Source organism: Flavobacterium plurextorum (assembly GCF_002217395.1).
Taxonomy (GTDB): Bacteria; Bacteroidota; Bacteroidia; order Flavobacteriales; family Flavobacteriaceae; genus Flavobacterium; species Flavobacterium plurextorum.
In genome coordinates this window covers 1-10,231 of the sequence record NZ_MUHD01000020.1, presented here as the reverse complement: position 1 = coordinate 10,231, position 10,231 = coordinate 1, and the positions used below count along the sequence as shown (strand labels likewise).

10 protein-coding genes are annotated in these 10,231 nt (G+C 31.3%); 3 read left to right on the top strand and 7 right to left on the bottom strand.

Translation table 11 applies throughout. The features are described 5' to 3' along the window. Nucleotides 1–33: 33 nt before the first annotated feature. Nucleotides 34–309, bottom strand: coding sequence for an ATP-dependent Clp protease adaptor ClpS (locus B0A81_RS11055; RefSeq protein ID WP_089058097.1), 276 nt, complete (start codon nucleotides 307–309; stop codon nucleotides 34–36). Between the two features lie 30 nt (nucleotides 310–339). Then, entirely contained in the window at nucleotides 340–1,173 is an 834-nt protein-coding gene (gene prmA / locus B0A81_RS11050; RefSeq protein WP_089058096.1) for a 50S ribosomal protein L11 methyltransferase, read from the bottom strand. A gap of 114 nt (nucleotides 1,174–1,287) precedes the next feature. Here prmA and B0A81_RS11045 point away from each other — a divergent pair, with 114 nt between their 5' ends. Continuing rightward, nucleotides 1,288–2,424 (top strand): hypothetical protein, encoded by a 1,137-nt coding sequence (locus tag B0A81_RS11045; protein WP_089058095.1) that lies wholly within the window; start codon nucleotides 1,288–1,290, stop codon nucleotides 2,422–2,424. After that, nucleotides 2,411–4,720, top strand: coding sequence for a hypothetical protein (locus B0A81_RS11040; RefSeq protein ID WP_244281378.1), 2,310 nt, complete (start codon nucleotides 2,411–2,413; stop codon nucleotides 4,718–4,720). The genes B0A81_RS11045 and B0A81_RS11040 overlap by 14 nt, the downstream gene beginning before the upstream one ends. Before the next feature lie 143 nt (nucleotides 4,721–4,863). On the opposite strand, the gene tpiA is transcribed toward B0A81_RS11040, so the two are convergent. From tpiA to B0A81_RS11015, 5 genes are all read right to left on the bottom strand, one after another. Further along, nucleotides 4,864–5,616 (bottom strand): triose-phosphate isomerase, encoded by a 753-nt coding sequence (gene tpiA, locus B0A81_RS11035; RefSeq protein WP_089058093.1) that lies wholly within the window; start codon nucleotides 5,614–5,616, stop codon nucleotides 4,864–4,866. A gap of 91 nt (nucleotides 5,617–5,707) precedes the next feature. Continuing rightward, on the bottom strand, nucleotides 5,708–6,202 hold the full coding sequence (locus B0A81_RS11030) for a TlpA family protein disulfide reductase (protein ID WP_089058092.1): 495 nt from the start codon (nucleotides 6,200–6,202) through the stop codon (nucleotides 5,708–5,710). 368 nt (nucleotides 6,203–6,570) lie between these two features. Then, nucleotides 6,571–7,233: a dienelactone hydrolase family protein gene (locus B0A81_RS11025; protein ID WP_089058091.1), complete on the bottom strand. Its 663-nt coding sequence runs from the start codon at nucleotides 7,231–7,233 to the stop codon at nucleotides 6,571–6,573. Between the two features lie 152 nt (nucleotides 7,234–7,385). Beyond that, entirely contained in the window at nucleotides 7,386–8,486 is a 1,101-nt protein-coding gene (locus tag B0A81_RS11020; protein ID WP_089058090.1) for a BT_3928 family protein, read from the bottom strand. Nucleotides 8,487–8,583: 97 nt separating this feature from the next. After that, complete coding sequence (locus tag B0A81_RS11015) at nucleotides 8,584–9,123, bottom strand: DUF1599 domain-containing protein (RefSeq protein WP_089058089.1); 540 nt, start codon at nucleotides 9,121–9,123, stop codon at nucleotides 8,584–8,586. 247 nt (nucleotides 9,124–9,370) lie between these two features. On the opposite strand from B0A81_RS11015, the gene folP reads away from it, so the two are divergent. Next, nucleotides 9,371–10,195, top strand: a complete 825-nt coding sequence (folP, locus tag B0A81_RS11010; RefSeq protein ID WP_089058088.1) for a dihydropteroate synthase — start codon at nucleotides 9,371–9,373, stop codon at nucleotides 10,193–10,195. The last annotated feature ends 36 nt before the right edge of the window (nucleotides 10,196–10,231 follow it).

The following is a 10,231-nucleotide window of genomic DNA, read 5'->3' as shown; positions in this document are numbered from 1 at the left end:
AATAAAATAGAATGTTTTTTAAATTATTTGCAATTAAACAATTTCAGCGCTCAATCCAGCTTCTAAAAGTTGTGTGCATTGCGGTTTTAACTTGTCAATAGGCCCTGTTTTTACGGTGCATTTTCCGTTATAATGTACAATTAGTGAACATTGTTCAGCCTGCTCTGCCGTGTGACTGCAAACTCGCATTAAAGTATCAATTACATGATCAAAAGTGTTTACATCGTCATTGTAGACAATAATTTCGTTATTGAAATTTATTGCTTCCTTTTCACGGACTCTTTCTCTTACTTTTTCTTTAGTACTCATTGTTTTTAGGTTTTTGTACTGTTGCAATTACTAATTTACGTATTTTAATGAAACCCAGTTGTTTCTTTGAAATTTTTTAACATATGTCAGCCCTTTTTCAGTGCACGAAGCATCGATAAATGGAACATCTTCTTCATAAAAACCACTAAACAATATAATTCCTTTTGGGTTTAAACTATCTACATAAGCCTGCATGTCGTTTAGAAGAATATTTCTGTTGATATTAGCAATAATCAAATCATAAGTTTTACCTGCTAACAAGGCTGCATCGCCTTCATAAACGGTAATATGCTTACAATTGTTGCGTTCAGCATTTTCGATTGAATTTAAATAACACCAATTGTCAATATCGATAGCATCAATAGGCTCAGCACCTTTCATTTCGGCAAGAATAGCTAAAATTGCAGTTCCGCAGCCCATGTCAAGAGTTTTTAAGCCTTTTACATCCATTTCTAGTAAATGCTGAATCATCATGTGCGTAGTTTCATGATGACCAGTTCCAAAACTCATTTTTGGCTCAATTACAATATCAAATTCAGCATCCGTTTTTTCATGAAAAGGAGCGCGAACATGGCATTTTCCGTCAACATCAATCGCTTCAAAATTCTTTTCCCATTCTTCGTTCCAGTTTACCTGATCGATTTCTTCAACTGTATATTCAATTTTAAACTCATCAGATTGTAAAATATAAATATCATCCAGAATATTTTCATCCCATAAATCTTTCTTCACAAAAGCCGAGATTCCGTTTTCCGTTTCTGTAAAACTTTCAAATGCTTTTTCGCCTAATTCAGCTACTAAAATTTCTGATCCAAGCTCTTTTGGTTCAATCGTAAAATGATATCCTAAATATATATTTGACATAAATAAATTTTTTGCAAAGGTAAGAATACAAAGCAGAATTTGTTCATAAATAAATCATATTCTTTGAATTATTAATGTTAATTTCGAGCTTTATCCTGTAAGTTTTTTAGTATCATGAAAAATATTGTTTTTATCTTACTTTTTGTCGTTTTAAGCTCTGGAAGCTGTAAAAAAGAGCATGAAGTAATTCGTTCCTTTTGTTATTGGAAAACTGATCTGTATTTTTGGGAAGAGGAGGATTCACTAATTAAAAAATTAGATGTAAAACATATGTACGTTCGTTTTTTTGATGTTGATTATAATCCATATTCAAAAGAACCTTTGCCTGTGGCAACAATTGGCGATATAGTACTTCAAAAAAACAATCCTGAAATTACGCCAAGTATTTTTATTACCAACGAAGTCGTTTTAAAATCAGATAAAAAACAGCTTGATAGTCTGGCGGTAAGAATAGCCAAACGAATAGAACAAATTGGTAAAAGAATGAATGATAGAAAAGCAGAAACTCTTGCTTCAAACATTGTTTATCCAAAAGACTATTACAAGCAGGAGAACTACAAACGTTTAAATTATGATTCGGTAAAATCAATTGAAGCCGCAAAACTAAAAGTTGATTTTAAAGAAATCTTGATTGATTGTGATTGGACTGAAAAATCGCAGAAGAATTATTTCTATCTATTAAAACAAGTCAAAAATCAGTTTCCGTCAGCAAAAATAGCGGCAACAATCAGGCTTTGGCAGTATAAATATGCAACAAAAGCTGGAGTTCCGCCAGTTGATAAAGGTTTATTAATGTGTTATAATATTTCAAAACCTGATGATCAGCAGACTAAAAATTCTATTGGTACAAGCGAAGAATTGGCACAATATATTACTCACAGTGATTACAAACTAAAATTAGATATTGCATTGCCATTGTACAGCTGGGCAGTTGCTTTTAGAGGAAATCAGTTTAAAGGGATTTTATCAGATTACGATCAATTAATAAAAGACAGCATCAAATTAAAGAAAGTTTCTGATACCAAATATGTTTTGCAAGATGATGTGCTGGTGGGACAGACTTATTTGCGAAATGGTGATGAAATAAGAATCGAAAAAATATCAGACAATGAGCTTGAAAAAATGATTTCGATTGTAAAGAATAAAATTCAGATTGATAGTCAGACAAAAGTGACCTTTTTCTCATTTGATAAAAAATACATAAACGATTATGGAACCCAAAATATATCTAAATATTATGAGAGTTTTTAGCACTTTTCTTTTGGTTTTAAGCTTTCAGGTTTCTTTTGCCTGTGGCTGGAGCGTATCGCCGGAAACCAGTCGTTTGGCTTTGTTTAAAGTACAGCGAGAAGGTTTCTTTAAGCTCACACCGTTTTATTATTCAGCAGATAATTATTTTTCTACAAATACGATTTCTGATGCTGATCAGAGATTAAATTGTTTAGAATGGAAGAATAAATTAGGAAACAATATTAATCCTAATGATGTTTATGTGATTCTATATGAAACAGATTCGGAACAATTTGAAACAGCTTATGAAAATAAAACTTTGAATAAAGTTTTTGAAAAGAATACTTTTATTAAGACTCTATTACTGCCAAAAAACAAACAGTTTTTAAACTATATTTTATTTGCTAAAAAACTAGAATACAATAGTAATACCGATGTTAAATGGGAATCATGGGGGCAAATTGGTTATGAAAGCAAAGATCATAAATTGGCTGAGGTAACTGATTTTGAAAAGAAAATCAGTTCAGCTAAAGATCCTTTTTTGAAACAACGTTATGCTTTTTTGATTTTGAGATATAGCTTTTATGATGCAGATCCAAAAGAAGTGATTCGTTTGTATGATGCTTATTTTGAACAGAATAAAAAAACAATTTTAGAGCCGTGGGCTTTGTATTATAAAGCTTTATGTGTTGAGAATAAGATTTTGCAGAATTATTTATTAAGCAAAGTTTTTAATAGCTGCGAAGAAAAATCATTCGCAGTTTTACAGCATTATGACCGAAAACTTACTGCCGAAACTTTGGCTTTGGCACAAAATGATGAAGAACGAAGTGTTATTTTAGCTATTGAAAGCCTTAGGAATCCAGCTCCTGATTTAAAATCGATTAAAGAAATTTATGAACTAAGTCCGAACAGCTTGTTTTTGAGTTTTTTAATTGGAAGAGAAGTAAATAAACTTGAAGATTGGATTTTTACACCACAATATACTAATAACGGAAGCCCATCTGTAACTTTTAGCGATACAAATTGGTATGAAGATTACGCTAAAGCTAAAGCAGAGAATTTTAATAAAGATATTTTATACTTGCGAGAATTAGAATATTTCTTGATTTCGATTCGTGAACAAACTTCAGGAGAACAGAAAGATTATATTACCGCTGCAATTGCGCAGCTTTGCTTTATTGATGATCAAATTGATGAAGGGAAAAAGTATACCAGTATGATTTCTAATAAAGCGAATGCTTCTATACAAATGCAAAAGAATATTCAGCTGGCTTTGGTTTCGTTAAAACAAGATGATTTAAAGAATGAGAAAGTTCAAAATCAGCTTTATAATTATTTTAACTCAGTCGAAAATCTAATAGAAACAGATAATGGATTATTTAAAAATTTATACAGTTTATACCGAATCGCAAGTGATGAGTTTTATAAAAAAGGCGATGGAGCTATGGCAGGTTTACTATCTATGAAAGCTGATATTAAAAATGAAGGCGAATATGTGTCCTACAACAATCCATATTTTTATAGTTATATTGGTTATTTTGACCGAAAAGCAACTATTGATGATGTCGATCGTTTGATGGCGCTACAACAGAAAACTAATAAAACCCCTTTTGAAAAATATATTTGCTCAGGAACAATCGCTCCGGATATTAATTATTATAAGGATTTAAAAGGAACTATTGCTTTTAGAAACAATAATTTAGAGCTGGCTTATCAAACTTTTTCGAGTATGCCTAAAGATTTTTGGGAGAAGAACTATGAGTTTAAAGACTATTTAAACGAAAATCCTTTTACGCCTAAAATCCTTCAAAAACAAGAAGAAAGAAAGTTTGATTATCGTTTTAATAAAACTGACTTTATTGCAAAATTGATTCAGTTGAAAAAGCAAAATACAGCAAGCAGTAATTTGCAATTGGCACATGCTTATTTTAATGTATCGTATTTAGGTAATTCCTGGATGATGACGGCTTACGATTGGAGTTCAGGCGGATCGTATGTAGACTATGTTTACGGAGATAATACAGAGAAAGAGAAGAAATACCAAAATGGTAATTATCATAATTTAAAAATGGCCAAAATGTATTATGAAAAAGCCTTTAAAATGTCTAAAAACAACAACGAAAAAGCAATGGCAAGTTTAATGATTTTTGAATGTAATTATTATAATCATTATGCTGATCTAGTTTCTACAGAAGAAAAGGAAAAAAATCCATTTAAAGCAGGGAAGGAGCTGGTTAATTTTTACTCTATTTATAAAACTACACCAACATTTAAAAAGTATAATTGCCCGCTTTTGAAATCGTTTATTAATTAAAATTTTAAACCATATAAGTTATATAAGAAAATTTAAGTTTGACTTTGCGCAAAAAAAACTTTCAATGAACTTATATAACTTATATGGTAAAAAAAACGTTCGCTGATGCGAACGCTTTTATATAATAGATATTAAATCTTTTTTTAGATTGCAGTTACAATAGCTAAGAAATCGTCAGCTTTTAAAGCAGCACCTCCAATTAAACCACCGTCTACGTCTGGTTTAGAGAAGATTTCTTTTGCGTTGTCTGGTTTTACAGAACCACCGTATAAAATAGAAACTTCGTCAGCGATTTCAGCTCCAAAAGCTTTACGGATCGTTTCTCTGATAAACTCGTGCATTTCTTGAGCTTGTTCTGGTGAAGCAGTTTCTCCAGTTCCAATTGCCCAAACTGGCTCGTAAGCTAAAACAACTTTTGCCCAAGATTCTTTTGCAATGTGGAATAACCCATCACGCAATTGATTTTCAACAATATTAAAGTGATTTCCAGTCTGACGATCTTTTAATTCTTCTCCAAAACAGAAAATTACTGTCATGTCGTGTTTTAATGCTGTATCAACTTTATTTGCAATTAAAGCGTCAGTTTCGTGAAAAATAGCTCTGCGCTCAGAGTGACCTAGAATCACAGTGTTAACTCCAACGCTTGTTAGCATATCTGCAGAAATTTCTCCTGTAAAAGCACCGCCTTCAGCTTGGTGAACATTTTGAGCAGAAACACCGATAGTTGTATTTTTTAGTTTTGCAGCAGCAGCTTGTAAGTTTACAAATGTTGGTGCAACAATTACTTGTGCAGTTGTTTGTGCTGGTATTTTTGCAATTAATTCATTCAATAATTCTTCAGTTTGCTCTGCATTTTTATGCATTTTCCAGTTTCCTGCAACAATTTTTTTTCTCATTGTGGTAGTTTTTGTTATTCTTTTAATTTTTTGTTTTTATTGAAGTTTTATCAAATCAATTTCGACTTTTGAAATTGATATTTAAAGAAGTTTATTTTAAACCTTTTAAAGTTTCATTAATTTTATCAAAATCAGTTTCAATTGCTCGGTATAAAACAATTTTCCCTGTTTTGTCAACGATAATGTATCTCGGAATCCAATCTAGATCGATTGCTTTTCCAAAAACACCTTTCATACCGTCATTCATCATATAGTGATCTCCTTTTATTTCATGTTTTTCGATTCCAGCTTTCCATTTTTCAGCAGTTTTATCTGCAGAAAGGAATAAATAAGAAACATCTGGATTATTAGCCTGAAGCTCTTTTACTTTTGGCATTGCTTTTACACAGTCGCCGCACCATGAAGCCCAAACCTCAATAACTAAAGTTTTTCCTTTATATTTTTTTAAAATGCTTTTAAAAGCAGCTTGACCTCCGTCAGCAGTTAATAATTTTTCAGACAAAGCTTCTTTAGAAAAACTTGTTTTTTGTGCTTGTGAGCAAGAGAACGTAATAAATGCAATAACGACAAGGGCTAATTGTTTCATATAATATTTATATTTTTTAATGTAATTGATATATCGATCTTCAAACTTTGAATTCCGATAATTTCATAAATTAATGTTTCCGAACAAAGTTAAACAAACAATTTGAAAGCCAAATGCAGATTAACAAATTTTGATAACCAGCCTGTTTTGTAACAAAACGCTGATTTTAGGTTAGAAAAATGCGAATGAAATCGTAATAGTTGGCTCTAAAATTCACTATTTTTTTGAAAAGCCTTTTTGAAAGTTTGATGAATTGCTGCGATTTTATTTTGAAGAATAAGTTTTGAACCAAAAAAACGTCAGATTTCAATGAAAAAAGCCTTCAATAAAAATGAATTATTGAAGGCTTTGATGCTATTTTTGAGTGACTAATTGTAATCTCCGTTTGCCCACTTTTTGCTTGGAGCAATCCAGTTATCTGAAGCTTTGTACAAAAAACCATGTTTTAAATTGGTATTCAGTTCGATTTCCTTAAAATGATTTATTTTTAGTTTCGAAGTTTCTTTTCGTTTAATTGCCGAAACGCCATAAATATCTGATTTTTCATAAATCGTTAAAATGTTTCCGCAGAAATTAATATCCGGAATTTCTGTTATATCACTATCTCTAAAACATCCAATAAAAACAAAATTCACATCGGGATTTGCGAGATAAGTGGAAACGTATTGTGCAATATATCCGCCTTTTGAAGTTCCAATAACTGTTATTTTGTTAGGAGAGACTCCTTTTTTAAGAAGTGCTTTGATTTGTTTTACGATTTTTTCTGCATAATCGGCAGCATTTGTATTTTTCTTTCTTTTTTCACTGAAAACAATAAAGTTATCTTTTTTAAATGATGCTAAAATTTCATTGTATTCCGCTTTTCCATATTCAGGATGAGCTGTATTTAAATCATTTTCTTCAACAAATTTATTGTGTAAAAAGAAAATATACCGTTGGTCTTTTTTTGTCGTTTCCGATTGTCCGAAACTTGTAATGCTGGAGAGAAAAGCTAATAAAAAAGTAAACAATAACTTTGGTAATGGTTTCATAGATTGGTTTGTTTTTTTTGATGAGTCTTTGAACAAATATAGAAAACAAAACGGCAGATTTATTGTTTTTAGTGTGTACTATTCTAATAAAGAAAAACGCCAATTGACATAATAGTAAATTGGCGTTTTAGAATTTATTTTGATTAAAAGTATTACAATTTCAAATCATCAACATCATTATAATGTACTTTTTGAATAATTGTTCCGTTTTGTAAAACTACTATACTTGGATTTGCTCTTTCAACAGTTTTTAAAGCGGTTGCATCACAGAAATAGAAATCAACATCTAAGTTGTATTGCTTTTTGGCTTTTGCAATTTCATCAGCTCCAGATGCTGTCATGGCAATTACTTTGTAACCTTTTGCCTTTGCATCTGCAGTAACTTTTGCTAATTTTTTCATTCCAGACGGTTCAGATAAAGTCAAATCATAAGTAACAAAAATTACTAGTTTTGGTTCTTTTAAGAATTCAGCTTTATAATCAGAATCGTCTTTTGTCATTGTAAAATCGTGAATTGGCGGTACATAACCTTCAGAAATTACTTTGTCTTTACGGTCAACAAATGTTGCTCCTTCTGGGATATTCATTAAATCTTTCTCGGTAAATTCTTTGTCAACTCCATTTACTTTGTAGATAAAAATCATCTCAACTACAGATTTTGGAGCTCCTTCTGGAATTTCCATTCCTTTTTCGATATTAGTTCCCACTTTGTACGGACGGAAATCTTTTATAGGATTGTGGTTCAAAACCCAAACTGCCATTAATGAACATAAAAGTACACTTGCATAAACTGCAAAATTGGTTTTTGGAGTTGGGAATAATGGTTTTATTAATTTTTGATTGATGAATAAAATCAAAATAAAGAATAATAAAACAATATCTTTTGTAAATGATTCCCAAGGCGTTAAATGCAAAGCATCTCCAAAACAACCGCAATCTTTTACAACATCAAAATAAGCAGAGTAGAAGGTAAGGAATGTAAAGAAAACAATAAGAAGTAACAAAGCCCAAATCGTCAATGTTGCTCTATAACCAACAAGTAACATGACACCTAAAACGACTTCTAATATTACAAGAAAAATAGCTAAGCCCAGCGCAAACGGCTCTAAGAATGGCATATTGAAAACAGGTTCGCTAAAATATTCGGCTAGTTTATAAGAGAAACCAACAGGGTCATTTAGTTTTATTAATCCTGAAATGATAAATAATACACCGACAAATATGCGAGAGAATTGAGTAATAATGTTTTTCATGGCAAATATTTAAAATTTAAATTCCTCCCGATGGCTATCGGGACCAAATACCAAGTCAAAGATTGGAATTTGGGATTTTATTTTTTTGTAATTTGATTTATTTGATTGGGTTTAAGATTAAAGCGAAAACAGAATAATTAATCATATCTTGATAATTAGCATCGATACCTTCAGAAACTAAAGTTTTGCCTTTGTTGTCTTCGATTTGTTTTACGCGAAGAATTTTTTGCAGAATCAAATCAGTTAAAGAGCTCACACGCATATCACGCCATGCTTCTCCGTAATCATGATTTTTGGCTTCCATTAAATCTTTCGTAAGTTTTACTTTAGCATCATACAATTCAGTTGCTTGTTCTACACTTAAATCAGGCTGGTCAGCAACTCCTAATTCTAACTGTATTAAAGCCATGATAGAATAATTGATGATTCCGATAAATTCTCCTTTTTCATCTTCATCAACTTTACGAACATCGTTTTCTTGTAAACTTCTGATTCTTTGTGCTTTTATGAAAATTTGATCCGTAAGCGATGGAAGCCTTAAAATTCTCCATGCACTGCCGTAATCTTTCATTTTATTGATAAATAAGGTTCTGCAAACCGTAATTACATTATCAAATTCAAGGGAAGTATTCTTCATTTATTGCTGTATATTTGCTAAAATTTTTTCAAAAATAAGGATTAAATTAAAGAGTTTCAAGTTTAGTGTTTTCTTTGTTTCAAGTTTTTTCTAAACAAAGTGTTAACGGTGATAACTTGTAACTAAAAAATAATGTTTCAAGTTTCAGGTTTACTTCGCCAGTTCGTCTTTCGGCCTCGTGTCAAGTTCGAGAACTTACGCAATCTAAATCAACTTGAAACCTGAAACAAATAAAACTTGAAACAAAATGTTGATTAACTGCAAAGGCGAACTTATAGATTTATCGATTCCTAAAGTAATGGGAATTTTGAATGTTACGCCAAATTCCTTCTTTGACGGAGGAAAATATAAAAATGAAGACGATATTATTTCTCAGGTTGAAAAAATGCTTTCTGAAGGTGCTGCGTTTATTGATATTGGTGCATATTCAAGCAAGCCAAGTGCTGAATTTGTTTCGGAACGGGAAGAAATTGACAGAATTGTTCCTGCTATCGAATTAATTTTAAAGCATTTTCCACAGGCATTATTATCAATTGATACTTTTAGAGCCGAAGTTGCAAAAGCAAGTATAGAAAGCGGCGCTGCAATTATAAATGATATTGCTGCTGGAGAACTAGACGATAAAATGTTTGAAGTTATTGCCCAATATAACGTTCCGTACATTATGATGCATATGCGCGGCAATCCGCAAACGATGCAGAGTTTGACGCAATATGATGATATTGTAAAAGAAATGCTTTTTTATTTTTCTGAGAAAGTACAAAAAGCAAGAAGTTTAGGAATCAATGATTTAATTTTAGATCCAGGTTTTGGTTTTGCCAAAACAACGGATCAGAATTATGAAGTGATGCAAAAAATGGAACTTTTTAATCTTTTAGATTTGCCAGTTTTAGCAGGAATTTCAAGAAAATCAATGATTTATAAAACGCTTAATATTACACCGCAAGAAGCTTTAAACGGAACCACGTTTCTAAATACAATTGCTTTGACAAAAGGTGCAAAAATTCTACGTGTACATGATGTAAAAGAAGCTACGGAATGCGTTACTTTATTTAATAAATTAGATTTATAATTGAAATAATCGCCTGGTTTGTCATTTCGATCCCGA

Excerpts from the sequence above, each read along its gene's own strand:
- prmA (WP_089058096.1), bottom strand. The coding sequence starts at position 1,173 with ATGTCAAATATATATTTAGGATATCATTTTACGATTGAACCAAAAGAG.
- B0A81_RS11040 (WP_244281378.1), top strand. The coding sequence starts at position 2,411 with ATGAGAGTTTTTAGCACTTTTCTTTTGGTTTTAAGCTTTCAGGTTTCT.
- B0A81_RS11015 (WP_089058089.1), bottom strand. The coding sequence starts at position 9,123 with ATGAAGAATACTTCCCTTGAATTTGATAATGTAATTACGGTTTGCAGA.
- tpiA (WP_089058093.1), bottom strand. The coding sequence starts at position 5,616 with ATGAGAAAAAAAATTGTTGCAGGAAACTGGAAAATGCATAAAAATGCA.
- folP (WP_089058088.1), top strand. The coding sequence starts at position 9,371 with ATGTTGATTAACTGCAAAGGCGAACTTATAGATTTATCGATTCCTAAA.
- B0A81_RS11055 (WP_089058097.1), bottom strand. The coding sequence starts at position 309 with ATGAGTACTAAAGAAAAAGTAAGAGAAAGAGTCCGTGAAAAGGAAGCA.
- B0A81_RS11045 (WP_089058095.1), top strand. The coding sequence starts at position 1,288 with ATGAAAAATATTGTTTTTATCTTACTTTTTGTCGTTTTAAGCTCTGGA.
- B0A81_RS11030 (WP_089058092.1), bottom strand. The coding sequence starts at position 6,202 with ATGAAACAATTAGCCCTTGTCGTTATTGCATTTATTACGTTCTCTTGC.
- B0A81_RS11025 (WP_089058091.1), bottom strand. The coding sequence starts at position 7,233 with ATGAAACCATTACCAAAGTTATTGTTTACTTTTTTATTAGCTTTTCTC.
- B0A81_RS11020 (WP_089058090.1), bottom strand. The coding sequence starts at position 8,486 with ATGAAAAACATTATTACTCAATTCTCTCGCATATTTGTCGGTGTATTA.